Here is a 25,455-nt window from a genome sequence, read left to right on the forward strand (position 1 = left end):
ACAAAAAACAATGGGGACGCCTTGGCTGATACCACGCCAGTTCTGGAAATCCGCAACCTGCACAAGGCCTATGGCGATCTGGAGGTTATCAAGGGGGTCGATATCACCGCGCATCGCGGCGATGTGGTGTCGCTGATCGGGTCATCTGGCTCGGGCAAATCCACGATCCTGCGCTGTGCCAACCTTCTGGAAGACAGCCAGCAAGGCGAAATCCTTTTCAAGGGCGAACCGGTGACGTGGAAGGGTCAAGGCCACACACGTCATCCCGGAGATCCCAAGCAGGTGCTGCGCATCCGCACCAACCTGTCGATGGTATTCCAACAGTTCAACCTCTGGGCCCACATGACCATCCTGCAAAACGTGATGGAAGCCCCGGTCACGGTTCTGGGTCGGGAAAAGGCCGAGGCCGAAGCCTCGGCGCGAAAGTACCTCGACAAGGTCGGCATTGGCGACAAATGCGATGTCTACCCGGCGCAGCTTTCAGGCGGCCAGCAACAGCGTGCCGCGATTGCCCGCGCGCTCTGCATGGAACCCGAGGCGTTGTTGTTCGACGAACCCACATCGGCGCTCGATCCCGAGCTGGAACAAGAAGTTGTGCGCGTGATCAAGGCGCTGGCCGAGGAAGGCCGGACCATGCTGATCGTCACGCATGACATGAAAATGGCCCATGACGTGTCGGACCACGTGGTGTTCCTGCATCAGGGCCTGATCGAGGAACAGGGTGCACCAGAAACCCTGTTCGGCGCCCCGAAATCCGAGCGGTTGCAGCAATTCCTGAGCTCAACCGCCGCGTGATCAACCAAAAAACCAACCATAGGGAGCAAAAAACTATGAAAAAACTGATCCTTGGCACAGCAGCCCTTGCCCTGACGGCAGGTCTGGCCATGGCCGGAAGCCACGGCAAGACCGTGCGCATGGGCACCGAAGGCGCCTACGCACCGTGGAACTTCGTGAACGACGCTGGCGAAATCGACGGGTTCGAGCGCGAACTGGGCGACGAGCTTTGCAAGCGCGCCGAATTGAAATGCGAATGGGTCAAGAACGACTGGGATTCGATCATTCCGAACCTCGTGTCGGGCAACTACGACACCATCATCGCGGGCATGTCGATCACCGACGAGCGTGACGAGGTCATCGACTTTACCCAGCCCTACACCCCGCCGGATCCGTCGGCTTATGCCGCGCTGGACGCCGGTCTTGACGTCGAAGGCGCCGTGATCGCGGCCCAGGCCGCCACCATCCAGGCGTCCTTCATTGCCGAAAAGGGCTGGACACTGATCGAATTCGCGACCCCCGAGGAAACCGTTGCCGCCGTACGCAATGGCGAAGCCGACGCGGTCCTGGCCGACCAGAGCTTCCTTGACACCGTCGTGGGTCAGGACGGGCTGGTCCTGCTCGAGCGCACTGAGTCCATCGGTGGTGGCGTCGGCATGGGCCTGCGTGAATCCGATGGCGAACTGCGCGCGATGTTCGACGCTGCGATCCAGTCGATGAAAGACGACGGTTCGTTGAACGCGCTGATCGCCAAGTGGGAAGTCGCTTCCCAGTGGTAAACTGATCCCCACGGATCACAGGAGGCGCGGGGCATACCCTGCGCTTCCCTTCAGCCGCCCCCGCCCGACCGCTTGACGGATTCGGGCCAACGACAAGGCGGCGCTGACGGACAAGGACAAACCGACGGATGTTTTCCTATTGCACGGATCCCGAGACGCTTGAGGGGCTCACGTGGCTCTCATGCTACCTGACCACGGGCAAGCACATGGGGCTATATATCTCGGTCGTCACCGTGCTGGTGCTGCTCGCCGTCACCGCCCCCACCGCCCTCTTGTTCGGCTTTGGCGGCGCCACCGCCGCGCGTTCCCGGTTCCTACCGCTGCGCTGGCTTGGCAAGGGCTATTCCGCGATTGTGCGCGGGGTTCCGGATATCGCCTTCTTCATGTTCTTCGTCATCGCACTCGATCAGGCGTTCGAATGGCTGCGTCACAAAGTCAAATGCCCCGACTGGCCCGATGCGATCCGCCAGGGCAACGATTTCGTGGTCTGCCAGCAGGCCAAGCTGCCTCTTTCGAGCTCGCCGGAATGGGTGCATGAAACCTATGCGTTTTTCCTTGCCGTCCTGACCTTTTCCATCGTCTTTGGCGCCTTTGCCGCCAACGTGCTTTACGGCGCCATGCGCGCCGTGCCCCGCGCCCAGCTGGAAACCGCCGAGGCCTATGGCATGACAAGGCGCCAGACCTTCTGGCGCGTCCTCGTGCCGCAGATGTGGGTCTATGCCCTGCCCGGCCTGTCGAACCTGTGGATGGTGCTAATCAAGGCCACGCCCCTGCTGTTCCTTCTCGGGATCGAAGACATCGTCTATTGGGCCCGCGAACTGGGCGGCACGGTCAATGCCCGCTTTACCGAGTACCCGCACGGCGACTGGCGCATGTGGTATTTCCTTGCGTTGCTGGTCTTCTACCTCGCCTTCACCAAGGTCTCCGAAGTGGTGCTCGACAAGCTGATGAAAAAACTCACCCACGGCCAGGCAACGGCCGGCGGTGAGGCACAGCGGAGGGCCAAGGCATGAGCTGCTGGGACACCATCCAGGCCTACGCGCTGCGTTCGATCGGCATCGGGGAACGTCTTCTGCCACGCGAAGGCTACGACCTTTGCCAGCAATTCACGCTGATCGGGTCGGGGATGTTCTGGAACATCTATTTCGGGATCTTCGCCCTTCTGGCAGGGTTCTTCTTTGCCGTGGCGCTGGCTGTGGGCAAAAGCTCTCATAACCCGCTGCTGCGCAAACCGGCGGAATGGTTCATCTTCGTCTTCCGCGGTTCGCCACTCTTCATCCAGTTCTTCTTTGCCTATTTCGTCTTCCTGACGCTCAAGCAATCGGTACCGTTCCTCGGCGCCTTCACGGCTGCATGGCTTGGCGCGCTGGTGGTTCTATTCCTGAACACCGCCGCCTATTCGGGGGAAATCTTCTATGGCGCGCTGCTGTCGATCCCCAAAGGCGATATCGAGGCAGCAGATGCCTATGGCATGACCGGCTGGACCCGGTTCCGCCGGATCACCTTCCCGACCATGCTGCGACTCGCGTGGCCCGCCTACACGAACGAGGCGATCTTCCTGTTCCATGCAACGACGCTGGTGTTCTTCTCGGGCTTCCCGGTGCTCAAGCAACAGGGCGACGCGCTTTACTACGCGCGCTACTTCGCGGACAAAACCTTCAACCCGTTCATCCCCTACCCGATCCTGGCCTTCTATTTCATCCTTCTGACGCTGGTGATCGTGGGGCTGTTCGGACTGATAAATTCACGTCTCAACAAGCACATGCCGAAAGAGACGCGCACCAAGGTCCGTTTCCGCCCCAACCTGATCCGATAGGGGCGGAAACCAGTCGTCTTTAGTATTTGCTGATGGTTTTCATCGCTCTGTCAGCGCTCACTTCACGGAATTGAAGCTTGCCCGTGTTGGTGGCCGCATCGAGATAGCAATCGATGAATTTGGTTTCACCGGCGGCAATGGAGATCACACCTTCCGTGTTGTTGGCATCCGGCACGCGATAAAGGTGATCGCCTGGCGGCATATGCGAGAACAGGACCGCGCCCTGTTTCATCTCTCCCACCAAGCCATCGGGACCTTCGATGGTATAGCGCACCGCAGCCCCTTGGCCGCCGCCGCGATAAAACACGATCAGCCCCTTGCCCGCCTGCGGTGCTGGAACCTCTGCGGCCAACGCCGGGAGTCCCGCTATTGTCAGTGCAACACCACCCAGCAATACCGCGCGTCTGTTCAATCCTGTCATGACTATCCTCGCTCTAAAACTGTTTCAAAGTATCGGGGAAATCATCGGCGCTCGGCAAATCAAATCGGCGTGCGTCCTTATCTTTTGGCGCTACGTCTTCAAATCAGCTGGAAAACCATACCGATGCGATACCGACAGAATACCGACGTCATACCGACGCCCAAAGAAAGGACTGGACAAGTGACACGAAGGCGTCAATAATTTGATCAAATTATACGATCGGGTGATCCATGGAGCTTGCACAATTCAGAACCTTCCGCGTAGGCGCGGCCGATCTCAACGGGCAAATGCGCGGCAAGCGCCTGCCTGCGGCCTTTGCCACCAAGCTCGATTCGGGTGCGGTGCGCATGCCGCTTTCGGCGCTCAACGTGGATATCTGGGGCGAAGATATCGCGGACAGCCCGCTGGTGTTCGAAACCGGTGACGCGGATGGAATCCTGTTTCCAACAGAGCGTGGCCCGGTGCCGATGCCGTGGTTGACCACGCCGTCTGCGCTTGTTCCCATGACAATGCGCATGGAATCCGGCGCGCCGTTTCTCGGCGATCCGCGCCAGGCCCTGCGCTTCGTGCTCGACCGTTACAAGGCGCGTGGCTGGACCGTCATGGCCGCCACCGAGATGGAATTCAATTTGGCCGACGACAAGGGTGACGCGCTTTTGCCGCCCATTGATCCCCGCTCGGGACGCCGCATCTTTGCCGGAGACGTTCTCTCGATCGACGAATTGGACGCCTTCGATCCGTTCTTCACCGAACTTTATGAGGGTGCCGAAGCGATGGGCATTCCTGTCCAGAGCATGATCGGTGAATGTGGTCTCGGCCAGTTCGAAGTCACCCTGAATCATCAGGAGGCGATGCGTGCCGCCGATGATGCTCTGCTGTTCAAGCTGTTGTTGCGCGGCATGGCCCGCAAACATGGCATGGCAGCGACGTTCATGGCGAAACCCTATCCGGACGATGCCGGAAATGGCATGCATGTGCACTTCTCGGTCGTTGACGAAGACGGCAACAACGTCTTCAACAATGGGGGTCCCGAGGGCACTCGGACCCTGCATCAGGCCATTGCGGGTTGCATGGAGGCGATGCGCGCCAGCTCTTTGATCTTTGCACCGCACGGTTCCAGCTATGACCGCTTTGCGCCTGGGGCCCATGCACCCACATCTGTTTGCTGGGCTTACGAAAATCGCACAGCCTCGATCCGCGTTCCCGGCGGCGCACCCGCTGCACGACGCATCGAACACCGTACGGCCGGGGGCGACATCAACCCTTACCTGATGCTGGCAGCCGTTCTGGGTGCGGCCATCGAAGGTATTGAAGAAGACCTCACCCCGTCCGAACCGATCACCGGCAATGCCTATGATCTCGACCTGCCACAACTGGCAGGAAGCTGGGAAGAGGCGATCGACCTGTTCGAAACAGATGAATTCATCTCGCGGTGTTTGCCCGAGACCCTGATCCGCAATATGGTAATGACCAAGCGGCAGGAACTGCGGCGTTTCACGGGCATCCCGGAATCCGACCGCTGGCAAACCTACCTTGAGCGTGTATGACTCTGCGCGTCGCACGAAACACCCAACCAACCCATTGGTGACTTATGAAAATCGGTATTCTGCAAACCGGAAAGCCTCCCGAGGACCTTCAGGAGGCGTACGGAACATACTTTGACGCCTTCCAGGTTCTTCTGGCCGGTCAAGGCTTCGAGTTCGAAGGCTGGAGCCCGGAGGATGGCGACTTCCCGGCCTCCGTGCATGATGCGGACGGCTGGCTGATCACCGGATCACGCCATGGTGTCTACGAAGATCACGACTGGATCCCCCCGCTTGAAGATTTCATTCGCGAGGCGATCTCGGAAAAGGTTCCGATGGTCGGCGTCTGTTTCGGGCACCAGATCATCGCGCAGGCGCTTGGTGGCAAGGTCGAGAAATTCGACGGGGGCTGGGCCGTGGGCCGTCAGGTCTATGACTTCGCGGGCACGCCCATCGCCCTGAACGCGTGGCACCAGGACCAGGTCACAGAGCTCCCCCCCGGCGCCACCGTGGTCGCCAGCAACGACTTCTGTGCCAATGCCGCCATCGTTTACGGTGACCGCGCCCTGACCGTGCAACCCCACCCGGAGTTCACGGCAGACTTCCTTGAAGATTTGATCAAAACACGGGGAAAAGGCATTGTCCCGGACAAGCTGCTGAACGATGCGTTAACCGATCTGGAAACCCCCACCGCAAGCCAAACCATAGCCGACCAATTCGCCGATTTCTTTCGGCAAGAGAGGACCTCATGAGCGACTGGCTCAAACAAATTCCCGAAGCCGCGCAAACCTATCTCGAGGGGCACCGGCTCGACGAAGTCGAATGTATCATCTCCGATTTGCCCGGCATCGCCCGCGGCAAAGCTGTTCCGGCGACCAAGTTCGCGCGACAAAAGTACTTTCATCTCCCTGACTCTATTTTTTATCAAACGATTACAGGGGACTGGGGCGAGGCGGCCGGAGACGGCGGCTTTATCGAACGCGACATGATCCTGCGTCCGGACTGGTCCACCGCAACTGCGGCGCCATGGACTGGGGACTGGACCCTTCAGGTCATCCACGACGCGTTTGACATCAACGAAGAGCCGATCCCTTTCAGCCCGCGCAACGTGTTGAAACGGGTGGTTCAGCTCTATCGCGACAAGGGGTGGGAGCCGGTCGTGGCCCCCGAGATGGAATTCTATCTCGTGGCAAGAAACATCGATCCTGCCAAGGCCATTGAACCGATGATGGGACGCTCAGGCCGCCCCGCCGCCGCCCGCCAGGCCTACTCGATGACCGCCGTGGACGAATTCGGCCCGGTGATCGACGATATCTATGATTTCGCCGAGGCCCAGGGGTTCGAAATCGACGGTATCACCCAGGAAGGCGGTGCTGGACAGCTTGAAATCAACATGGTCCATGGCGACCCGGTCAAGCTGGCAGACGAGGTGTTCTACTTCAAGCGGATGATCCGCGAAGCTGCCCTGCGCCATGATTGCTACGCCACCTTCATGGCCAAGCCGATCGAGGGCGAACCAGGGTCGGCCATGCATATCCACCATTCGGTGATTGATATAGAAACGGGCGAGAATATCTTTTCAGGCCCCCAAGGCGGTGAAACCGACGCGTTTTTCCACTTTATTGCCGGCTTGCAGAAACACCTACCATCGGCCATCGCGGTTCTTGCCCCGTATGTGAACTCATATCGCCGCTACGTGCGCGATCACGCGGCACCCATCAATCTCGAATGGGGCCGGGATAACCGTACGACCGGAATTCGTATTCCGATCTCTTCGCCGCAGGCACGACGCGTGGAAAACCGCCTCGCTGGCATGGACTGCAACCCCTATCTCGGCATCGCGGCCTCGTTGGCCTGTGGCTATATCGGATTGATCGAGCAGGAACGCCCAGACAAACAATTCAAGGGCGACGCCTATGACGGCGACGAGGCCATTCCACGTATCCTTGGTGGCGCGCTCGACCTGTTCGACGAGGCAGAGAAGCTGCACGAAGTTCTCGGGCCCGAATTTGCCCGCGTCTATTCGATCATCAAGCGCGCCGAATATGAAGAATTTCTCGAGGTGATCAGCCCTTGGGAACGGGAACACCTTCTGCTGAACGTGTGATCCTTGCTTGAACAGGGCCAAGGGCGCGCGGGCGCCCTTGGACACCGACAGCAGTACTTAACCAAATTGAAGCTAGAGGTGCCGGATGGACCTGCTCTATGCCAATGATCGCAAAGGCGAATATCCCGACAGCTGGTATGCGGCCACGGTCGATCCCCTCCCCCTTTCTCCAAGCCTCAAGGGCGAAACTCGCGCGGACGTCTGCGTTGTGGGGGCGGGCTATACCGGTCTTTCGACAGCGTTGCACCTGGCCGAGCGCGGCTTTGACGTTGTTCTGGTCGATGCGCATCGCGTCGGCTTCGGCGCATCGGGACGCAATGGCGGTCAGCTGGGCTCGGGGCAGCGCATGGAACAGGATGGCCTTGAAGCCCTCGTCGGGCGCGACGATGCTCACAAGCTCTGGCATCTGGCCGAGGACTCCAAGAATCTGGTCAAGGATCTCGTCGCCCGGCACAAAATCGACTGCCACCTGAAACCCGGTATCGCCCATGCCTGTTTTTCCAATCGCGAAGTACGGGCAGAACATGAATACACCGAGCATCTAAGTGCGGAATACGGCTACGATCAGATCGAGCCCCTGGATCGCGACCAGATGCAGGCGCTGTGTCCTTCACCCAAATATGTGGGCGGCTCTCTGGATATGGGGGCCGGACATCTCCACCCTCTGGCATTTGCGCTTGGATTGGCGCGTGCGGCCAAATCCGCCGGGGCGCGTATCTACGAAAACACCCACGTTCATGGTATCGAGCGGGGCGAAAAGATCACGGTCAAGACCGATCAGGGCCGCATCGTGGCGGATCAACTGGTCCTGGCCTGCAACGGGTATCTCGGCAACCTGGATCGAAAAGTCGCCTCACGCGTGATGCCCATCAACAACTTCATTGCGGCGACCGAACCGCTCGGTGATGACATTGCCAAGGTACTGACCCGTGATGTCGCCATTGCCGATACCAAGTTCGTGATCAACTACTTCCGTCTGTCCCACGATGGGCGCCTGCTGTTTGGTGGAGGGGAAAGCTACGGCTACCGTTTCCCCAGCGACATCGCGGCCCTTGTGCGCAAACCGATGCTCGAGATCTACCCCCACCTGCGCGACATTCGGATCGACTATGCATGGGGCGGCACGCTCGCGATCACGATGAAACGCATGCCCTACCTGCGCCGCCTATCACCCTCCATCCTGAGCGCTTCGGGATATTCCGGCCACGGTGTCGGCACCGCAACACATGCTGGCCAACTCATTGCGATGGCCATCGCGGGAGAAGCCGAAGGGTTTGACACCATGGCACGGGTTCCGGCCACGCCATTCCCCGGCGGCACCATGTTCCGCAGCCCGTTGCTTGTGCTGGCAATGACTTGGTTTGCCTTGCGTGATCGGCTCGGGGTCTGAATTAGCTTTTTTTTCAGAACCCTGAAGAAAACACAGCATCACTTCGGAGCTTGCCCGTTTCACGGTTTTTCGTGCGAACGGGCTCGAAACCTGTTGGCACGAACTCGTGATTGATTTATATTTTTGAATATCGAGTATAAGAAAGTCCAAAACCATGACTCTACCTCCCAACGTATATGATGCAGAACCAATCCCGGAATCTGCCCGCGCCGAAATCGACCGGCTACTGCAAAGCGGCGATTTGTTTCGCTACACAGCCCCCGAAGATGCGCCTGTGGCGCTTCTCGAAGAAGAATTCGCAGCGATGATGGGGACCAAATATGCTCTGGCCGTGTCGTCTTGCTCTGCTGCGCTCTTCCTGTCGCTCAAGGCGCTTGGCCTGCCCCGCGACGCACAGGTGCTGATCCCCGGATTCACCTTTGCGGCTGTTCCGTCATCTGTTGTTCATGCCGACTGCATTCCGGTCTTGTGCGAAGTTGGCGAAAACTACCGCATCGACGTGGCCGATTTTGAGCGCCGACTTGATAACAGCATCTCGGCTGTGATCATCAGCCATATGCGGGGCCACACCTCCGACATGGATGCAATCATGGAATTGTGCGATGCGCGCAACATTCCGGTGATTGAAGACGCAGCACATTCGTTGGGCACCACTTGGAATGGGCGCAAGATAGGCACGATCGGCCGCGTCGGGTGCTTCTCGTTCCAATCATACAAACTGGTTAACGCGGGCGAAGGCGGAATTCTTGTCACTGATGATGCAGATCTCGTGGCCCGCGCCGTGATCATGTCGGGCGCTTACGAACACAATTGGCAAAAGCACAAGGCACCCGCTGGCGACAATACCGGCGAACTCGAAGCGGCCTTTAGCCGGTGGCAGAACCAGTTGCCACTCTACAATCTGCGCCTTTCCAACCTGTCCGCCGCGATCATTCGTCCGCAGCTTCCCGAAGTACCGCGTCGCGTGCGCGACGGGCGTGCCAACCACGACTATGTGGCTGGCATCCTCAATCAGTCTCCCTGGCTGAATGTCCCCGAAAAACTGGGACCTGAAGAGCGCGCACCGGATTCGATTCAGTTCAATCTTGTTGGACTGGACAATGACCAGATTCTCGCCTTTCAGGCCGCGGCCAATCGCCGGGGCGTCAAGGTGCAGGTCTTTGGTCAATCCACCGATAATGCGCGTGCGTTCTGGAATTGGCAATTCATCCGCGACTTGCCGGAACTGCCGCAAACACGCGAGATGCTGATGAAGGCCTGTGATGTACGCTTGCCCGCGCGCCTGAAAAAGGATGAACTCGACATCATCGCAGGAGCCCTGACTGGCGCCGCCAATGACGTCATGGGCGAACTCCGCGCCTACGGCACCTGAACCTGTTTCGGTAGCTTGGACTTTTCGGGGCAGGACTTCATGTCCTGCCTCTTTATTATTTCAGCTTGCTCAGTTTTTCCTGAAGCTCAGAGAGTTGTTTTTTGATTGCATCAAGATCCTCTCCTGCGTCTTCCTTTGGCGCGTCCCCCGCTTCGGCACCCGTCGTTCCGGCTGGCCAGCCCACGCCGCCGGTCATGGCCTTCAGAAAGGCTTCCTGCTGCTGCTGCATGGCTTCGAGGCCTGGCATTTTCATACCCCCGCCCATGCTTTCCATCATTTTTTCCTGCCCCTCGCGCAGCATGTCAAAGGACGCCTGCAAGAACTGAGGCACCACGCTTGTCGCCTGCGTGGTATAGCTACGCACAAGATCGGTCAGAACGTTGATCGGAAGCACACTTTCTCCGCGGCTTTCATGCTCGGCGATGATCTGCAACAGGTATTGACGCGTGAGATCGTCGCCAGTTTTCAAATCGACAATCTGAACCTCGCGGCCATCGCGAATGAATCCGGCGATGTCCTCAAGCGTGACGTAGTCGCTGGTCTCAGTGTTATAGAGCCGCCGACTGGCATAGCGTTTGATCAACAGTGGTTTTTTTTCGTCCGCCACGTCTGTCTCCCCAAAGATTATTTGCGCGTTGCAGAAAAATCCTATGCGACTGCAGAACAAAAAGAAAGGGCAGGCCGAACGGCCTGCCCATGCAATCTGCACTGATAGGGAGGGATGAGTGCAGACTGGCTGGTAATCCAGCTTACTTGACTGCGGTTGCTTTCTTGGCAGCGGCAGTCACGTCGTCAGTTGCTTTCTTGACGGCGGCGGTTGCCTCTTCGGTGGCATCTTTGCCGGCAGCCATCAGCAGCTCAACGGTTTCGGTCTGCACTTTTTTCGCAACTTCAGCGAAGGCAGCCATGTTCTCGGCGGCAACTTCTGCCTGAGCCGAAGCGAAGTCGGTCATGGCTTTTGCGTAGTCGGCGGGCTCTGCTTTGGCCTTGGACATCTCGGCCAGTTTGGCGAGGGTGTCTTTGGTCCACTTCGAGGAGATTTCCGACGACTTTTCAGCCGCTTCCAGTGCAACCCCGCTCAGCTTTTCGTTCAGCGATGCGGTGCTTTTGAAGGCATCTTCCAGAGCCGAGGTGTCAACCGGGAATGCGCCCATCATGTCTTTCAGGATGGTGTTCATGTCTTGTGCTTTAGCCATAGTACTAGTTCCTTTAACGATGTGCGGGTGGGAGGCCCCGCGTTGCTGTTCTGAAGACAATATGCATTCTGCAGCGCAGCATTTCAAGATATTTTTGCTGCGCTGCAGCACAAATATTTTTCCCCTTTTATATCAACGTATTGCCTTGGCCTTTACATAGTCACCCGGTGCATCTCCTAGAACTGGGTGCTCCGAATCACCGAATTCACGAGCCGGAATCTGTTTCCCGGAGCGAGACGACAGCCATTTGTCCCAGCGCGGCCACCACGAACCTTCGTGGAAAGTCGCGCCCTCCATCCAGTCATCGGGTGCCAACTTGTTGTCGGCATTCGTATAGTGGCCGTACTTCTTCTTGCTGGGGGGGTTCACGATACCCGCAATGTGACCTGACTCTGACACGATGAAGGTCTTCGAGCGGCTCTTGGCCTGCTGGAAGCCGCGATAACAGTCTTTCCAGCGAGCGATATGATCTGTCTCGCAGGTCACGGCGCAAATCGGGATGTCCACGTCACTCAATTCGAGCCGTTCACCACAGAACTCAACGCCACCTTCCGCAAACTCATTGTGCTGACAGAGTTGTCGTAAATACTGGTGGGCCATTTTGCCGGGAAGCCCGGACCCATCGCCATTCCAGTACAACAGATCGAACGCAGGCGGTGTTTCCCCCATCATGTAGCTCTTGATCGCAGGACCATAGACAAGGTCGTTGGAACGCAGGAAACTAAAGGTGCGTTGCATGATGAAAGATCTCAACAGCCCCTTGTCGTCTATCTCCTCGTCAATCCCATCAATGAAATCGTCACTCAGGAATGGTGTGAACTCGCCCTGATCCGAGAAATCAGTCAGCGTGGTAAAGAACGTGGCCGACTTAACCGATTTATCACCGCGCTTCTTCATCAACGACAAGGTGAGATTCAACGTCGTGCCCGCGATGCAATAGCCCACGGCGTTGATCTGCTTCTGCTTGGTGATTTTCTTGACTTCTGAAATCGCGGTCAGGAACCCCTCTTCGATATACTCATCCATACCGACGTCGGCATACGAATAATCCGGGTTGACCCAACTCACGACAAAGACCGTGTAGCCCTGATCCACACACCAGCGGATATAGCTGTTCGATTCCTTGAGGTCGAGAATGTAGTACTTGTTGATCCACGGTGGGAAAACAAGCAGGGGCACCTCGTGAACGGACTCTGTTGTTGGAGAGAACTGCAACAGTTCAAACATGCGATTGCGGAACACGACCTTGCCTGGCGCCGTGGCGATATTCCCGCCGATTTCGAACGCCGACTCATCTGCCAGTCGTACAACCAGTTCACCATTGTTGGCTTCGAGATCCGCAATTAGGTTCTCAAGCCCGTCTATCAAGGATTGCCCGTCGGTTTCCAACGCCTTCTCGAGTACATCCGGGTTCGTACCCAAGAAGTTGGTCGGGGACATCATGTCCACGATCTGCTGGGCAAAATACTCGATGCGCTGTTTTTCCTTCGGCTCAAGACCATCCAACTCCTCAACCGCCTTCTCGATGGCCTGCGCATTCAGCATGTATTGCTGCTTGAGGAAGTTGAAATAAGGGTGAGTCTGCCACATCGGATTCGAGAATCGCTTGTCGCTGGGCGTTTCATCCTGCGGCGCAGCAATCTGTCCCTTCATCAACAAATGCTGTGCGTCAACGAAGTGCTTTACCGACTTGCTCCACAGCTCGAGCTGGTTCTCAAGAACCTTGCCCGGATTGTTGATCATTTCCTGCCAGTACGCGTTGGCAGCATGAACAAACATTTCCGGCTCAGGCGAATTCAGGTCCGGTCTCAATGGCTTACGGCGCGCCATAACCTCTACCAAGCGCCGTGATAGAACCTCGACCTTACCCAGATTCTCGTTCAGACGTTCCAAATTTGGACCTGCGTCATTCTCGTTTGTTGTCATGGTTACAAATTCGCCCTATTCTCGCCGCTACGCAGCATTCAATGTATCGCCCTAAGTGAACATTAGTATAGGGCGCTGTCGGACGGGTGCATACCCTTAGGTAAAGGAGACGCATATGCGGTACATGGCCACGTACGACCTGATGGAGACAATCCGGAACACGAACCAATGGTTGGGTGCGACTGCGTCTGCCATGGCTTCCTATCCAATGTTTTCGATGGTCCCCAACCCGGCTTTCGCCTGGATGGCAGCATGGGGAGAGGTCACGGAGCGCACCTTTCAACGCATGATCGTCAAGCCTGATTGGGGTATCCGCACCTTTACCTGCGAAGACGGCAAGGATCACCTCGTCAACATTGAGCCAGTGGTGGAACGGCCTTTCGGCGATCTGATCCACTTCAACGTCTCCGGTCGCGAAACCCAGCCGCGCAAGGTGCTTCTGGTTGCGCCGATGTCGGGTCACTATGCCACACTTCTGCGCTCGACTGTCAAAAGCCTGATTGTCAACTGCGAGGTCTACATTACCGACTGGCACAATGCCCGCGACATTCCGGTCTCCGAAGGCAAGTTCGACATCGAGGATTACACGCTTTACCTCGTGGACTTCCTCAAGGAACTTGGCCCCGACACCCATGTTATCGCAGTCTGCCAGCCCGCCCCTCTCACCCTTGCGGCCACCGCTTATCTGGCCGAGGAAGACCCAAAGGCGCAGCCGCGTTCGTTGACGCTGATTGGCGGCCCGATCAATCCGAATGCCGCCGCAACCGAAGTGACTGACTTCGGGCATCGCGTGACCATGGGTCAACTCGAAGAGATGATGATCCAGCGCGTCGGCTTCAAATACCCCGGCGTCGGGCGCATGGTCTATCCGGGCCTGCTTCAGCTGGCGTCCTTCATGTCGATGAACGGAGATCGTCACTCCAAGGCTTTTGCCGATCAAATTCAACGTGTTACGCGCGGCGAGGCATCGGATCACGATGCTCACAACCGTTTCTACGACGAGTACCTTGCCGTCATGGACATGCCGGCAGAGTTTTATCTCTCGACCGTGGAACGCATCTTCAAGAATGGCGAAATCGCGAACAACGAGTTCGTGGTCAACGGTCGCAAAGTCGATATTGGCAAAATCACGACAGTCGCCGTCAAGACGGTCGAAGGCGCGAAGGACGACATTACCGCGCCCGGTCAATGCGTGGCCGCGCTAGATCTCTGCACGGGCCTTCCGGACTCGAAAAAGGCGAGCTATGTCGAACCCGAAGCGGGGCACTATGGTATTTTCGCCGGCAAAAGTTGGCGCAATAACATCCGCCCGCTGGTACTCGAATTCATCGATGCAAACGCCGATGCTCCCAAGGAGCCGAGCAAACGTTCCACAAAGCCAAAAATCGCGGCTGTCTGAGCGTAAAACCCAAAAATCAAAAACGGGGCCTACACGGCCCCGTTTTTTGTTCCTGAATATGAATGGGGATGCATCTTCCGTGAAACAAACCAATACTCTATGCGCGGAGTGGAGGCACCATGACGAAATACTCAATTCTTGATCTTTCCCCTGTCCCCGAGGGCGGCACAGCAGCCGATGCTCTGGCCAACAGCACAGACCTCGCGCGCCACGCCGAGACCCTTGGCTTTCATCGTTATTGGCTCGCCGAGCACCACAATTCACCGGGCATCGCATCCGCGGCGACCGCAGTTGTCATTGGCCACATAGCTGCTGCGACCGCAAGCATTCGGGTAGGGGCTGGCGGAATCATGCTTCCAAATCACGCTCCGCTTGTCGTGGCCGAGCAATTTGGCACATTGGCGACGCTTCATCCGGAACGCATTGATCTTGGGTTGGGACGTGCACCGGGAACCGATATGAACACCGCCCGCGCCTTGCGCCGGGGCATGTCGGGTACCGACCATTTCCCTGAAGACGTGGTTGAACTCATTGGCTTTCTACAACCCGCAGCACCCGACCAACCAGTCAGAGCCGTGCCCGGAGAAGGAACCCACGTTCCGGTTTGGATACTCGGATCCAGCCTGTTCGGCGCCCAGCTCGCTGCAAAGTTGGGCCTTCCATATGCTTTTGCCTCTCACTTCGCACCGGACGCGTTGGACGAGGCCGTCACGATCTACCGGCGCTATTTCCAACCCGGCCTGACCGACAAGCCCCGGTTCATGCTTGCCGTGAATGTCTTTGCAGCGGAAACGGAAACCGAGGCACAACACCTGCAGACATCTATGCAACAGGGTTTTCTAAATCTGCGGCGCGGGCATCCAGGCCCCCTGCCCGCGCCTATCAAACATTTATCCGACATTGCCACCCCGGCCGAATTGCGCATGGTCAATCACGCCTTGAGGATCAGCGCAGTAGGAACGCCAGACATCGTGCATGAACGCCTCCGCAGGCTTATGGAGCGGTATCATCCCGACGAGATCATCATGAATGGAATGATTCATGACCACACGGCGCGAAAACGATCAATCGAGATTGCGGCAAGCGTCATGAAAGACCTCAACGGCGCGTGACGTGCGCCTTTATCCATCGCCAAATCGAACGCAGGTCCAGCATGGCAATTGCCGCCCCAAGCGGAATCATCCAAAAGCCAAGCACAGGCAGGACCCCGAACACTCCCATCACGATTAGGCCAACACCAAGCAGTAAACGCGCCCCCGGCGGCACACGTGTTGTCACCCAATTCTGAAACCGCTGCACCTTGTGTCGCCAACGATCCCGGGCCCGTTTTTTCATCTGAGAACAAAAGGTTGCTTCAACCACTCCCGAAGCGCCCGGGTTGTGGCTTCGGGTTGCTCGAGCGTCGGAAGGTGCCCGGCCGCCTCAATGATGCGCAATTCGGCATAAGGCATCAGTTCCGCCATGAAAGTGTGTCGTTTCACAGGCGTCAGACCATCGTGCTCCCCGCACAGGATCAGTGCGGGCACTTTGCATTGCCGCAAGGCTTTCTGTTGATCAGGGCGGCGTTGCAGTGCCCGTGCCTGACGTACAAACACATCCGCCCCCAAAGCGAGCCCCATCTCTCGGACCAACGCAAGAACCTCGTTGCGGTGTGTCCCGGGCCCTAGAAACTCTGGCCGCATGACTTCGCCAAGAATATCTTCGAGACGCCCCGCCTTGGCTCCAACAATCCACGGTTCGTAAGCGGCCGCCGTTGCAGGTGTTTCGGCAAGCGGATTGGTATCAAGCAACGCGATCCGCAAAACGCGCTGCGGAGCACGGCGCAATATCTCCATCGCCACGATCCCGCCCATGCTCAAACCCGCCAAAGCAAATTTCTCGGGAAGAGCCGCAAGGATAGACGAGGCGATTTCTTCAACCCGCTCTCCTTGCGTGATTGGTGCCACCGACACCACCGTATCTGACGACAACGCGTTAATCTGGGGTGAGAATAGACGTGCATCGCACATCATTCCCGGAAGCAGAACCAACGGCTCCTGCATGAAAATCACCTTTCTGAAATTCGCCCGATGGCCCTCAACTCACTTTGACACAGGTCGGAAGCAGGTCAACTCCCTTCGCCATATCCCTGCCACCGGAACGCCCCGTCAGGTGAAAGCGGCGCAAATGGGTTGTGGGCGATTTCCCAGACATGCCCGTCGGGATCTGCGAAATAACCCATGTGTCCACCCCAAAACACATCGCCCGCTGGCCGTAGAATGCGACCGCCAGCCGCCTCGGCCGCCGCGAGCATCGGCGCGACATCCCCGGCGCTGCGCACGTTGTGGGCCAAAGTGATCCCGGAAAATCCGCCAATTTCGTTGACGTCTATTCCCATATCTTCAGCCAGTTTTTCCTTGGGATAGAGCCCCAATGACTGGCCGATCAGGTCAAAAGCGATGACACCACCCGGGCTGGGTACGCGCTTCCACCCAAGCGCTTCATAAAACCTGGCGGATTTCTCCAATTCGGCCACGGCCAGAGTAATGAGGCTAATACGTTTCTGCATGACTTTAATTACTTACTTTAAAAAACTGATAAATTTAGATATTTCAGAAACTGCGAAAGGTGTGCCTGCTGGAGACAGTATGTCCCCTGCGATCACGTGCGCGCTTAAGTCCACACCATCGCGGAGCACTTGCGGCTTTACGACGGCAGGCCCTCCCCATCGGGATATCACCTCACGTGTTGCTGCTGCAGATACCACCTGATCCGCATCCGAATACCAGAACAAGGTTGGCATCTTTACATCCGCATAAGACTTGGCCGCCGCCAGTTCGACCAAAGCGGCCATCTGAAAGACCGCTTCGCTTGGATAACGTGTTGTCCAATATTTGCCATGGGCCTCGTTCTGCGGTTCCCAATTGCGTTCTTTTCCGCCAATCAAGGGCACCCAATTGCGCGCCGCCGGAAGCGTCAGAAGCGGCGCCAGTGGGTTGTTAATCGCGAAATTTGGTGAAACTAGGATTACCCCTTTCACATCCTTCATGGTTTCCGGTTGATCCAACATGGCCGCCGTCAATGTCGCCCCCGTCGACGTGGCCATGATCACCACTTCGTCGGCGATCATACGCGCAACTGCAAGAGCTTCCGCCAGATCATCCGCCCAGTCTTGCACTGTTGCTGTCGCGAGCGCTTCACCATCCCGGCCATGTCCCTTCAAACGGGTAAAAACAAGGTTGGCGCCAACGGCCTCGGCAACCCGATCCGGCACCGGACGAAGCTCTTCTGAAGTCGCGGAAAACCCATGGATATACACAATCGCCAGTTCCGTACGCGCGCCCTTTGTCTCACGCCAGACAACCCGCTTTTCAACGCCCGGAATGATGTTGTCATATCGCGCTTCTCTCTCGACAAAAAAAGAAACGACATCGGGGCCAATAGTCCGCGCATCAAAACGGGGTGTCACGGAAACAACCTCGTACGGCCCCCACGTCCACATCGCGGCCCCAAGCACCAACAGCAGGATGATGCTTCGCCCAAGGAACCTGCCAAGTGTTCGCATTATGATACTTCTGACATCGAAATCACCGTCTCGACGCTCTTTTCGATCAATTTGAGACAATCATCATCAGAGAAGCGGTGATCTTTTCCCTTGACCAACAGCAACCGCATGTCCGTTCCTTCAGCATGATCCAGCAGCCGCAAAGCAACCTGAGATGAAACGGCGGAATCTTCGGTACCCTGCAGGAACCTCACCGGAAAATCCAACACCAGCTCCTCCCTCAACACCAAATGACGACGGCCGTCTTCGATCATGCGTTTGGTGATCACGTAAGGTTCCATGTAATCAGAAGGCAACTCCACGTAGCCGACATCTTCCAGCGCCTGTTTCTGCGCGTCCGTGAAACCGGCCCAGTAACTGTCCTCGGTGAAATCCGGCGCGGCGGCGATCGTCACCAGGCCTTTCACTCGCTCGGGGATCGCCCTTGCAAGCAATAGCGCCTGCCACCCTCCCATGGATGACCCGACAAGAACCAATGGTCCTTCAGTGAGCGCGTTCACTGCCGCCAGGCTGTCTTCGTGCCAATCTCCGATGCAGCCGTCCTCGAACCGCCCCGAGCTTTCCCCGTGACCGGAATAATCAAACCTAAGGAATGCCTGCCCCCGCGCCTTGGCCCAAGCTTCCAGATGCACCGCCTTCGTGCCTTCCATGTCTGATTTCAACCCCCCGAGAAACACGACGGTTGGGCCCTTGCTTCCGCTCTTGTGAAAGGCGATGCGCCGCCCCTGTGGGCTTTCGAAAAACTGTGTGATGCTCATGACGTCCTCATCCTGCTTTGCTTTGACACTAACGCTGCTCGCGGATGCGGGAAAGGGCGCTTGACTTGAAGGGGCGAAAGGCGCAAAACCCGGTCCGAACCATATACCCGCAACCGGGCGTTCCGTGGGCGCCAAACTGACGAGGAGCTAGAGGCTAATGGCCGATATTTCCCTTATTTTCCCTGATGGTAACAAGCGTTCTTATAGCGCGGGCATTACGCCTGCCGAAGTCGCCGCATCGATCTCAAACTCGCTTGGCAAGAAGGCGATCTCAGCCACTGTTGATGGCAAGCACTGGGATCTGCAATGGCCGATCGACGCCGATGCGACGATCGCGATCAACACGCTCAAGGATAACGATGCCGAAGCGCTCGAACTGATCCGGCATGACTGCGCCCATATCATGGCCCGCGCCGTGCAGGAGTTGTGGCCCGACGTCAAGGTCACCATCGGCCCCGTGATCGAGAACGGCTGGTATTATGATTTCGACCGCGAAGACCCCTTCACTCCCGAAGACCTTGGCGCCATCGAGAAAAAGATGAAAGAGATCATCAACCGCCGCGACCCTGTCACCACCGAGGTGTGGGATCGCGACCGTGCGGTGAAGTTCTACGAAGCCAACAACGAGCCCTACAAGGTCGAGCTGATCGACGCCATTCCCGGCGACGAGCCGCTGCGCATGTACTGGCACGGCCACTGGCAGGACCTCTGTCGCGGCCCGCATCTTCAGCACACCGGGCAAGTGCCCGCAGACGCCTTCAAGCTGATGCGCGTTTCGGGCGCCTATTGGCGGGGTGACAGCAAAAACCAGCAGCTGCAGCGCATCTACGGCGTCGCGTTCAAGAATAAGGAAGACCTCAAAAAGCACCTAACCTTCCTTGAAGAAGCGGAAAAGCGGGACCATCGCAAACTGGGCCGCGAGATGGAGCTCTTCCACATGCAGGAAGAGGCGCCCGGCCAGGTGTTTTGGCATCCGAATGGCTGGACGATCTACACTACCCTTCAGGATTACATGCGCCGAAAGCAGCGCGCGGGCGGATACAACGAAATCAACACGCCGCAGGTCGTTGACCGCAAACTGTGGGAGGCGTCGGGCCACTGGGAAAAATACCAGCATCACATGTTCATCGTCGAAGTGGACGAGAGCCGAGACGGTGAAAATGACGATGCAAGCGCCAAGAGCCATGAACATACCCGCGTCAACGCATTGAAGCCGATGAACTGCCCCTGTCACGTACAGGTGTTCAACCAGGGTTTGAAATCTTACCGCGACCTGCCCCTGCGGCTGGCCGAATTCGGCTCCTGCGCGCGTTACGAACCTTCTGGGGCGCTGCACGGCATCATGCGGGTGCGCGGCTTTACTCAGGACGACGCTCATATCTTCTGCACCGAAGATCAGATTCAGGACGAATGCGCCCGATTCATCGACTTCCTCGCCGATATCTATCGCGAACTCGGCTTCCCGGAGTTCGAGATCAAGTTCGCGACGCGTCCCGAAAAACGTGTCGGCACCGAGGAAAGCTGGGATTATGTCGAAGGCGCGCTCGAGAACGCGATCAAGGCCGTAGGCCGAGACTATACGCTCGAACCGGGCGACGGCGCCTTCTACGGCCCCAAGCTCGACTTCTACCTAACCGATGCCATCGGCCGGGTCTGGCAATGCGGCACGTTCCAAGTTGACCCCAACCTGCCCGAACGACTGGATGCCAGCTATATTGCGGCGGACGGCGACAGGCATCGCCCCTACATGCTGCATCGCGCCTGCCTTGGTAGCTTCGAGCGGTTCGTCGGCATCCTGATTGAGAACTGGGAGGGCAAACTGCCTTTCTGGCTGGCCCCGCGTCAGGTGGTTGTGGCATCGATCGTATCCGAGGCGGATGACTATGTGCACGAGGTCGTATCCGCGCTCAAGGCGGCCGGTGTGCGTGCAGAAGCCGATGTCCGCAACGAAAAGATCAACTACAAGGTTCGCGAACACTCTGTTGGCAAGGTTCCGGTGATCCTCGCCATCGGCAAGAAGGAAGTCGAAGACCGCACGGTGTCGACACGTCGCCTTGGCGAGAAACAAAGCAAGGTCCAGCCGTTGGACGAGATCGTGAGCCAATTGTCACAAGAGGCGCTTCCGCCTGACTTGGCCTGATTTCTTTGCAACAATCTGACAGGCGCGCCGCAACAAAAACGGCGCGCCTGTTTCAGTTTTGATGGAAAACCAACCTTCCAGCGCAGGAATCTTCACGAAACCGTCACATCGCCTAACGCGTCTGTGACACACAACCCCGTGATTGGCTTGTGACGCTGCGACACGCCTACTCTCATCCCATGCCACGGCGAACGTGGCCGAGTTTCCAGAAACCTGAAAGGGAAGAGAAAATGTCAAAAACGATCAAGACTCTCGCCGTAGCTGGCGCCGTTGCCGCAGCCGTTAGTGCGCATGCCACGACCGCATCGGCTGCTGGCCAGGAGAAATGCTACGGCGTGTCCATGGCAGGTCAGAACGATTGCGCTGCGGGCCCCGGCACCACTTGCGCCGGCACCTCGACCGTAGATTACCAGGGCAACGCATGGAAACTGGTTGATGCTGGTACCTGTGCTGACATGGAACTGCCCGCCATGGCGGATGGCTCCATGCGCAAGGGTTCGCTCGAGCCGCTGCAGCGCGACCTTCCGAGCTGATCCAATTCGGGCTCCGGCACGTCCGGAGTCCGTATCCCCCTCAATTGTTCCAATCCGTGATACACTGTCGGCGTCCGGCACCCGGACAGCATAGCATTCCCACGAGACATACGACAAAAGGAACAATCATGCCCTTTAACACATCCAAGATTGCATCCCTGACAGGTGCCATGCTGACAGCGCTGGCTGCTCAATCCTCATTCGTCGAGGCCGCATCCAAGGAAAAGTGCTTTGGTGTTGCAATTGCCGGTCAAAATGGCTGTGCAGCAGGCCCCGGTACGACCTGCGCCGGAACTTCGACCGTCGATTACCAGGGAAACGCCTGGTCACTCGTCGACAAGGGCACCTGCCTTGAAATCGATCTGCCCGACATGGCCGACGGAACACCGCGCCAACCTTCGCTCGAGGCGTTGGAACGAGATTTGCCTTCGTAAGCAGAACCCGGAGACACTCGATGTTTGATACCCGCCCCCGCTCAACGCCTTTGCCCGACGCGCCCGGAGTCGGCTACAAGCCACAACATTACACGGCTTTGCTCGAAGAGCCCGGCGTTGTCTCCTGGCTGGAAGTGCATGCCGAAAACTACATGGGTGACGGCGGACGCCCTTTGGCGCAATTGCGGCACCTGTCAGAGCGATTTGCCATTTCAGTGCACGGTGTCGGCCTGTCCATTGGCGGCGAAGCTCCGCTTGATCGCGATCATCTGGCGCGATTGAAGAACCTGAATAACTGGCTTCAACCGACTGTTTTTTCAGAACATCTCGCCTGGTCCACCCACGAAGGCGCGTTTCTCAACGATCTACTTCCGCTGCCCTATACCCAAAGCACACTTGAACGTGTTTGCCGACATATCGACCATTTGCAGGACACGATCGGGCGGCAGATGATGCTGGAGAACCCCTCCAGTTACCTCGCCTTCGCCGAAAGCACATGGTCCGAGCCAGATTTCCTGCGCGAAGTATCAAATCGCACCGGATGCGGCCTTTTGCTGGACGTCAACAATGTGTTCGTTTCCGCAACAAACCTAGACTATGATCCCCGCGCCTACATTGACGCCTTTCCTATTGATAAAGTTGGAGAAATCCACTTGGGCGGCCATGATGAAGATGCGGATGAGCACGGCCATGTGCTGCTTATCGACAGCCATGGCAAACCGGTTGTCGATCCCGTCTGGGCGTTGCTGGACCACGTACTTTCAGCATCCGGCCCGCGCCCGATCCTGATCGAATGGGACAATGACGTGCCCGAATGGCCAGAGCTTCATGCCGAAGCCCACCGCGCATCACAAGCGTTGGCGAAGGTCCCGGCATGACGGTTTCCCAAACAATTTTTCGCGCGGCGCTACTCGATCCGGATAAAGATCGCCCCAACGGTCTAGAAGATGCGAAGGGTCGCCTGGCGCGGAAACGCTTTGACGTCTACCGCAACAATGTGGCGGTTTCCCTCACCGAAGCGCTTGAAACCGGCTTTCCCGCAATTACCAAACTTCTTGGTGAAGAGAACTTCAAAGCCATTTCCGGCGTGTTTCTTCGACAGCACCCGCCGAGCTCTCCACTGATGATGCACTATGGCCAAGAGTTCCCATCCTTCTTGGTTGAATTCGAACCGCTTGCACATCTCGGATACCTCGGCGATGTCGCGGCGTTGGAACTGGCCCTGCGACGCGCCTACCACGCTGCCGACGCAGCGCCAATTGACCCAGCAACGCTTGCTGCAATCACTCCCCTTGAGCTAAGCGACGTCTCTTTTTCCTTTGCGCCTGCGGTCGCAATAGTGACGTCCGATTGGCCGATTTACGGCATCTGGGCTTTCAACATGCGCAATGGCCCCAAACCCACCGCAAAACCTGAAAGCATCTTGGTCCTGCGGCCCGCCTTCGACCCCGAACCGCATCTACTTACCCCAGCGGAAGCCTCTTGCATGAGGTCCTTGCTTGGAGGGGCTACACTTGGCGATGCGGCAGAACAGGCGGCTCTTGTGGATACCGGGTTCAATCTTGGTCCGCTGCTCACTCAGCTCCTGACCGGAAACGCGATCACCAAAATAACAACAAAAAACTGACGGAAGAGACATGAAAACACTTTTTGCCCTATATGACGGCCTTTCCGGCCGATTGGATCGGCTCGACTGGCTTCTTCCAACGGTCGCCCGCTTTCTCTTTGCAGCCGTCCTCGCCGGGTACTTCTGGAAATCGGGACTGACCAAACTGGGCGACGGCTTCTTAGGGGTGTTCACCCCAAGCATGGGCGCCTATGCACAGATCTTCCCGAAGGCGTTCGAGGCCGTTGGATACGATTCGAGCCAGCTGGGCGTGTTTCACTGGGTGGTTGTGGTCAGTGGCACTCTGGCAGAGTTCATTCTCCCTGCCCTTATCATCATCGGCCTCCTTGCCCGCATCGCTGCATTAGGAATGATCGGCTTCGTCACTGTGCAATCCCTGACGGATCTCTATGGCCATCACCTAATCAACGATCCCAAGTCAGTTGGCGCATGGTTTGACCGGTTTCCGGACGGCCTGATCCTCGATCAGCGCGGGCTCTGGATGTTCCTGTTTCTCGTCATCCTGATCAAGGGCGCAGGACCCTTGTCATTGGATCGCATCCTGAAACGCGGGCTTTAACCTCAGAAATGCGCCTGTTCCTCGTCGGGCTTGCCGGCGGCAATCGCCAGGATGCCGCCCAAAGCTGCAAAACTAATCGGGAACATCGTGAAGACGTTGAAACCGAATGCCGCGTACATTCCCGCTGCCGAAGCCAAAAGCAGAATGCCCCCCCAAAGCGCTCGCGCACGGGCCATTGCTCCACCCGCGATCGCAAGCATTGGTGCAATAAGCGCGCTGGCCCGCACGAGTTGAACATTGTCCACCTGTTCCGCAAGATCCGGCAATTCACCGTACCGTTCGATGACCTCGGTATATCCCCAACCGAAAAAGCCAACGATCATCCCGATTACACCCGCAATAATCCCAAGGGTCAGTGCCGCGTTGCGCATAACATTCTCCAGTGCGTCCGCTTGTCAGATAGTCAGCCCCGTTGACTTAACCAAGGGCTGCCTGCACTTCAGCAGTCCACCCCAGAGACAATTTCCCGTCATATTCAATCAAAGGTCGTTTCATGAGGGCCGGATGTTCCTTTAGCAACGTGACAGGTGCTTTCTTGCGCTCATCTTCGGACAGACCACGCCATGTTGTCGACCGAGTATTAATCAAAGCGGCGCCAAATTCGGCAAGCGCTCTTTCAAGAACATCATTCGGAACACCATCTGTCCGAACGTCTACAAAATCAACATTAGGAAGCTTTTTCCGTGCCTTACGGCACGTATCGCAGGTTTTCAGACCGAACAGGCGCATGTCATCCTCCAAGTGATCGATGCCCTGCATAGCGCATCCAATTTCCATTTTCACGCGGGTTTTGCTTGATTTTTGCCAAACACCTGCAATCCTGCCCGCAGTACATTTGGCATTCGACGTCCGCAGGGCAAAAGTTATTTCATTCGGGTGTTGGTCAGGTGTGCGCTCCGCGCAGGCGCACGGAGAGACTTGAAAGAAAAGAAGGAGAACGGTATGCCACGCGGTACCGTAAAGTGGTTTAACTCAACTAAGGGCTACGGATTTATTGAGCCTGAAGACGGCGGCAAGGACGTTTTTGTACATATTTCGGCAGTCGAGCGTTCTGGCCTCAAAGGGCTGACAGACAACCAGAAAGTCGAATTCGAGATGGCGCAAGGGCGCGACGGGCGCGATATGGCCGGCGAAATCAAGCTACTGTAATTTGGTTC

The 25,455-nt window shown here is 57.3% G+C and carries 28 protein-coding genes; 18 read left to right on the forward strand and 10 right to left on the reverse strand.

Going from position 1 to position 25,455, the window contains the following annotated elements:
* Positions 1–21: 21 nt before the first annotated feature.
* From BMZ35_RS15250 to BMZ35_RS15265, 4 genes are all read left to right on the forward strand, one after another.
* Complete coding sequence (locus BMZ35_RS15250; protein WP_093095128.1) at positions 22–795, forward strand: ABC transporter ATP-binding protein; 774 nt, start codon at positions 22–24, stop codon at positions 793–795.
* 35 nt (positions 796–830) lie between these two features.
* The gene (locus BMZ35_RS15255; RefSeq protein ID WP_093094737.1) at positions 831–1,553 is read left to right on the forward strand and encodes a transporter substrate-binding domain-containing protein; all 723 of its coding nucleotides are present in this window, start codon (positions 831–833) and stop codon (positions 1,551–1,553) included.
* Between the two features lie 128 nt (positions 1,554–1,681).
* A complete protein-coding gene (locus tag BMZ35_RS15260) occupies positions 1,682–2,566 on the forward strand; it encodes an ABC transporter permease (RefSeq protein WP_093094738.1) in 885 nt (294 codons plus the stop codon).
* Entirely contained in the window at positions 2,563–3,369 is an 807-nt protein-coding gene (locus tag BMZ35_RS15265) for an ABC transporter permease (RefSeq protein WP_093094739.1), read from the forward strand. The genes BMZ35_RS15260 and BMZ35_RS15265 overlap by 4 nt, the downstream gene beginning before the upstream one ends.
* A gap of 19 nt (positions 3,370–3,388) precedes the next feature.
* Here the strand turns inward: BMZ35_RS15265 and BMZ35_RS15270 are convergent, their stop codons facing one another.
* Positions 3,389–3,790 (reverse strand): hypothetical protein, encoded by a 402-nt coding sequence (locus BMZ35_RS15270; RefSeq protein ID WP_093094740.1) that lies wholly within the window; start codon positions 3,788–3,790, stop codon positions 3,389–3,391.
* A gap of 230 nt (positions 3,791–4,020) precedes the next feature.
* Between BMZ35_RS15270 and BMZ35_RS15275 the strand changes: the two genes are divergently transcribed.
* The 5 genes from BMZ35_RS15275 to BMZ35_RS15295 all read left to right on the forward strand — a co-directional run bounded on the left by BMZ35_RS15275 (position 4,021) and on the right by BMZ35_RS15295 (position 10,182).
* Entirely contained in the window at positions 4,021–5,337 is a 1,317-nt protein-coding gene (locus tag BMZ35_RS15275) for a glutamine synthetase family protein (RefSeq protein ID WP_093094741.1), read from the forward strand.
* Positions 5,338–5,381: 44 nt separating this feature from the next.
* Positions 5,382–6,065, forward strand: coding sequence for a type 1 glutamine amidotransferase (locus tag BMZ35_RS15280; protein WP_093094742.1), 684 nt, complete (start codon positions 5,382–5,384; stop codon positions 6,063–6,065).
* Positions 6,062–7,420: a glutamine synthetase family protein gene (locus BMZ35_RS15285; RefSeq protein WP_093094743.1), complete on the forward strand. Its 1,359-nt coding sequence runs from the start codon at positions 6,062–6,064 to the stop codon at positions 7,418–7,420. Before BMZ35_RS15280 ends, BMZ35_RS15285 begins: the two co-directional genes overlap by 4 nt.
* A gap of 85 nt (positions 7,421–7,505) precedes the next feature.
* The gene (locus tag BMZ35_RS15290; RefSeq protein WP_093094744.1) at positions 7,506–8,810 is read left to right on the forward strand and encodes an NAD(P)/FAD-dependent oxidoreductase; all 1,305 of its coding nucleotides are present in this window, start codon (positions 7,506–7,508) and stop codon (positions 8,808–8,810) included.
* Between the two features lie 154 nt (positions 8,811–8,964).
* A complete protein-coding gene (locus BMZ35_RS15295; RefSeq protein WP_093094745.1) occupies positions 8,965–10,182 on the forward strand; it encodes a DegT/DnrJ/EryC1/StrS family aminotransferase in 1,218 nt (405 codons plus the stop codon).
* 55 nt (positions 10,183–10,237) lie between these two features.
* On the opposite strand, the gene phaR is transcribed toward BMZ35_RS15295, so the two are convergent.
* The 3 genes from phaR to BMZ35_RS15310 form a co-directional block, all read right to left on the reverse strand.
* Positions 10,238–10,789, reverse strand: coding sequence for a polyhydroxyalkanoate synthesis repressor PhaR (gene phaR, locus BMZ35_RS15300; protein WP_093094746.1), 552 nt, complete (start codon positions 10,787–10,789; stop codon positions 10,238–10,240).
* 142 nt (positions 10,790–10,931) lie between these two features.
* Positions 10,932–11,378: a phasin family protein gene (locus BMZ35_RS15305; protein WP_093094747.1), complete on the reverse strand. Its 447-nt coding sequence runs from the start codon at positions 11,376–11,378 to the stop codon at positions 10,932–10,934.
* A gap of 132 nt (positions 11,379–11,510) precedes the next feature.
* A complete protein-coding gene (locus BMZ35_RS15310) occupies positions 11,511–13,304 on the reverse strand; it encodes a PHA/PHB synthase family protein (protein ID WP_093094748.1) in 1,794 nt (597 codons plus the stop codon).
* Positions 13,305–13,419: 115 nt separating this feature from the next.
* On the opposite strand from BMZ35_RS15310, the gene phaZ reads away from it, so the two are divergent.
* Both phaZ and BMZ35_RS15320 read left to right on the forward strand, forming a co-directional pair.
* Positions 13,420–14,703 (forward strand): polyhydroxyalkanoate depolymerase, encoded by a 1,284-nt coding sequence (phaZ, locus tag BMZ35_RS15315; RefSeq protein WP_093094749.1) that lies wholly within the window; start codon positions 13,420–13,422, stop codon positions 14,701–14,703.
* A 119-nt stretch (positions 14,704–14,822) separates the two neighbouring features.
* Positions 14,823–15,815, forward strand: coding sequence for an LLM class flavin-dependent oxidoreductase (locus BMZ35_RS15320; protein ID WP_093094750.1), 993 nt, complete (start codon positions 14,823–14,825; stop codon positions 15,813–15,815).
* A 219-nt stretch (positions 15,816–16,034) separates the two neighbouring features.
* Here BMZ35_RS15320 and BMZ35_RS15330 read toward each other — a convergent pair whose 3' ends face one another.
* The 4 genes from BMZ35_RS15330 to BMZ35_RS15345 form a co-directional block, all read right to left on the reverse strand.
* Complete coding sequence (locus BMZ35_RS15330) at positions 16,035–16,745, reverse strand: alpha/beta fold hydrolase (protein ID WP_093094752.1); 711 nt, start codon at positions 16,743–16,745, stop codon at positions 16,035–16,037.
* 65 nt (positions 16,746–16,810) lie between these two features.
* The gene (locus BMZ35_RS15335) at positions 16,811–17,251 is read right to left on the reverse strand and encodes a VOC family protein (protein WP_093094753.1); all 441 of its coding nucleotides are present in this window, start codon (positions 17,249–17,251) and stop codon (positions 16,811–16,813) included.
* 12 nt (positions 17,252–17,263) lie between these two features.
* On the reverse strand, positions 17,264–18,247 hold the full coding sequence (locus BMZ35_RS15340) for an alpha/beta hydrolase (RefSeq protein WP_093094754.1): 984 nt from the start codon (positions 18,245–18,247) through the stop codon (positions 17,264–17,266).
* Positions 18,247–19,005 (reverse strand): alpha/beta fold hydrolase, encoded by a 759-nt coding sequence (locus BMZ35_RS15345; RefSeq protein WP_093094755.1) that lies wholly within the window; start codon positions 19,003–19,005, stop codon positions 18,247–18,249. The genes BMZ35_RS15340 and BMZ35_RS15345 overlap by 1 nt, the downstream gene beginning before the upstream one ends.
* Positions 19,006–19,162: 157 nt before the next feature.
* On the opposite strand from BMZ35_RS15345, the gene thrS reads away from it, so the two are divergent.
* From thrS to BMZ35_RS15375, 6 genes are all read left to right on the forward strand, one after another.
* Positions 19,163–21,145 carry a threonine--tRNA ligase gene (thrS, locus tag BMZ35_RS15350; protein ID WP_093094756.1) on the forward strand — a complete coding sequence of 661 codons (1,983 nt, stop codon included), beginning with the start codon at positions 19,163–19,165 and terminating at the stop codon, positions 21,143–21,145.
* 230 nt (positions 21,146–21,375) lie between these two features.
* Positions 21,376–21,678, forward strand: a complete 303-nt coding sequence (locus BMZ35_RS15355) for a BufA1 family periplasmic bufferin-type metallophore (RefSeq protein WP_093094757.1) — start codon at positions 21,376–21,378, stop codon at positions 21,676–21,678.
* A 128-nt stretch (positions 21,679–21,806) separates the two neighbouring features.
* Entirely contained in the window at positions 21,807–22,112 is a 306-nt protein-coding gene (locus BMZ35_RS15360) for a BufA1 family periplasmic bufferin-type metallophore (RefSeq protein ID WP_093094758.1), read from the forward strand.
* Between the two features lie 20 nt (positions 22,113–22,132).
* Positions 22,133–22,990, forward strand: a complete 858-nt coding sequence (bufB, locus tag BMZ35_RS15365) for an MNIO family bufferin maturase (RefSeq protein WP_093094759.1) — start codon at positions 22,133–22,135, stop codon at positions 22,988–22,990.
* Positions 22,987–23,739 carry an HvfC/BufC N-terminal domain-containing protein gene (locus tag BMZ35_RS15370; RefSeq protein WP_093094760.1) on the forward strand — a complete coding sequence of 251 codons (753 nt, stop codon included), beginning with the start codon at positions 22,987–22,989 and terminating at the stop codon, positions 23,737–23,739. The genes bufB and BMZ35_RS15370 overlap by 4 nt, the downstream gene beginning before the upstream one ends.
* 10 nt (positions 23,740–23,749) lie before the next feature.
* Positions 23,750–24,298: a DoxX family protein gene (locus BMZ35_RS15375; RefSeq protein ID WP_093094761.1), complete on the forward strand. Its 549-nt coding sequence runs from the start codon at positions 23,750–23,752 to the stop codon at positions 24,296–24,298.
* Positions 24,299–24,300: 2 nt separating this feature from the next.
* Here BMZ35_RS15375 and BMZ35_RS15380 read toward each other — a convergent pair whose 3' ends face one another.
* Positions 24,301–24,669, reverse strand: a complete 369-nt coding sequence (locus BMZ35_RS15380; RefSeq protein ID WP_093094762.1) for a hypothetical protein — start codon at positions 24,667–24,669, stop codon at positions 24,301–24,303.
* 46 nt (positions 24,670–24,715) lie between these two features.
* Entirely contained in the window at positions 24,716–25,027 is a 312-nt protein-coding gene (locus BMZ35_RS15385) for an ArsC/Spx/MgsR family protein (protein WP_093095130.1), read from the reverse strand.
* A 213-nt stretch (positions 25,028–25,240) separates the two neighbouring features.
* Between BMZ35_RS15385 and BMZ35_RS15390 the strand changes: the two genes are divergently transcribed.
* Entirely contained in the window at positions 25,241–25,447 is a 207-nt protein-coding gene (locus tag BMZ35_RS15390; protein ID WP_093095131.1) for a cold-shock protein, read from the forward strand.
* The last annotated feature ends 8 nt before the right edge of the window (positions 25,448–25,455 follow it).

Source organism: Shimia aestuarii, assembly GCF_900114635.1.
Lineage (GTDB): Bacteria > Pseudomonadota > Alphaproteobacteria > Rhodobacterales > Rhodobacteraceae > Shimia > Shimia aestuarii.

What these genes read in the sequence shown, in the direction of transcription:
- BMZ35_RS15320 (WP_093094750.1), top strand. Translation starts at nt 14,823, where the DNA reads ATGACGAAATACTCAATTCTTGATCTTTCCCCTGTCCCCGAGGGCGGC.
- BMZ35_RS15375 (WP_093094761.1), top strand. Translation starts at nt 23,750, where the DNA reads ATGAAAACACTTTTTGCCCTATATGACGGCCTTTCCGGCCGATTGGAT.
- BMZ35_RS15335 (WP_093094753.1), bottom strand. Translation starts at nt 17,251, where the DNA reads ATGCAGAAACGTATTAGCCTCATTACTCTGGCCGTGGCCGAATTGGAG.
- BMZ35_RS15340 (WP_093094754.1), bottom strand. Translation starts at nt 18,247, where the DNA reads ATGCGAACACTTGGCAGGTTCCTTGGGCGAAGCATCATCCTGCTGTTG.
- BMZ35_RS15355 (WP_093094757.1), top strand. Translation starts at nt 21,376, where the DNA reads ATGTCAAAAACGATCAAGACTCTCGCCGTAGCTGGCGCCGTTGCCGCA.
- phaZ (WP_093094749.1), top strand. Translation starts at nt 13,420, where the DNA reads ATGCGGTACATGGCCACGTACGACCTGATGGAGACAATCCGGAACACG.
- BMZ35_RS15295 (WP_093094745.1), top strand. Translation starts at nt 8,965, where the DNA reads ATGACTCTACCTCCCAACGTATATGATGCAGAACCAATCCCGGAATCT.
- BMZ35_RS15280 (WP_093094742.1), top strand. Translation starts at nt 5,382, where the DNA reads ATGAAAATCGGTATTCTGCAAACCGGAAAGCCTCCCGAGGACCTTCAG.
- bufB (WP_093094759.1), top strand. Translation starts at nt 22,133, where the DNA reads ATGTTTGATACCCGCCCCCGCTCAACGCCTTTGCCCGACGCGCCCGGA.
- BMZ35_RS15380 (WP_093094762.1), bottom strand. Translation starts at nt 24,669, where the DNA reads ATGCGCAACGCGGCACTGACCCTTGGGATTATTGCGGGTGTAATCGGG.
- BMZ35_RS15360 (WP_093094758.1), top strand. Translation starts at nt 21,807, where the DNA reads ATGCCCTTTAACACATCCAAGATTGCATCCCTGACAGGTGCCATGCTG.
- BMZ35_RS15385 (WP_093095130.1), bottom strand. Translation starts at nt 25,027, where the DNA reads ATGCGCCTGTTCGGTCTGAAAACCTGCGATACGTGCCGTAAGGCACGG.
- BMZ35_RS15290 (WP_093094744.1), top strand. Translation starts at nt 7,506, where the DNA reads ATGGACCTGCTCTATGCCAATGATCGCAAAGGCGAATATCCCGACAGC.
- BMZ35_RS15275 (WP_093094741.1), top strand. Translation starts at nt 4,021, where the DNA reads ATGGAGCTTGCACAATTCAGAACCTTCCGCGTAGGCGCGGCCGATCTC.
- BMZ35_RS15285 (WP_093094743.1), top strand. Translation starts at nt 6,062, where the DNA reads ATGAGCGACTGGCTCAAACAAATTCCCGAAGCCGCGCAAACCTATCTC.
- BMZ35_RS15265 (WP_093094739.1), top strand. Translation starts at nt 2,563, where the DNA reads ATGAGCTGCTGGGACACCATCCAGGCCTACGCGCTGCGTTCGATCGGC.
- BMZ35_RS15310 (WP_093094748.1), bottom strand. Translation starts at nt 13,304, where the DNA reads ATGACAACAAACGAGAATGACGCAGGTCCAAATTTGGAACGTCTGAAC.
- BMZ35_RS15330 (WP_093094752.1), bottom strand. Translation starts at nt 16,745, where the DNA reads ATGCAGGAGCCGTTGGTTCTGCTTCCGGGAATGATGTGCGATGCACGT.
- thrS (WP_093094756.1), top strand. Translation starts at nt 19,163, where the DNA reads ATGGCCGATATTTCCCTTATTTTCCCTGATGGTAACAAGCGTTCTTAT.
- BMZ35_RS15305 (WP_093094747.1), bottom strand. Translation starts at nt 11,378, where the DNA reads ATGGCTAAAGCACAAGACATGAACACCATCCTGAAAGACATGATGGGC.
- BMZ35_RS15390 (WP_093095131.1), top strand. Translation starts at nt 25,241, where the DNA reads ATGCCACGCGGTACCGTAAAGTGGTTTAACTCAACTAAGGGCTACGGA.
- BMZ35_RS15270 (WP_093094740.1), bottom strand. Translation starts at nt 3,790, where the DNA reads ATGACAGGATTGAACAGACGCGCGGTATTGCTGGGTGGTGTTGCACTG.
- BMZ35_RS15370 (WP_093094760.1), top strand. Translation starts at nt 22,987, where the DNA reads ATGACGGTTTCCCAAACAATTTTTCGCGCGGCGCTACTCGATCCGGAT.
- BMZ35_RS15255 (WP_093094737.1), top strand. Translation starts at nt 831, where the DNA reads ATGAAAAAACTGATCCTTGGCACAGCAGCCCTTGCCCTGACGGCAGGT.
- BMZ35_RS15345 (WP_093094755.1), bottom strand. Translation starts at nt 19,005, where the DNA reads ATGAGCATCACACAGTTTTTCGAAAGCCCACAGGGGCGGCGCATCGCC.
- BMZ35_RS15260 (WP_093094738.1), top strand. Translation starts at nt 1,682, where the DNA reads ATGTTTTCCTATTGCACGGATCCCGAGACGCTTGAGGGGCTCACGTGG.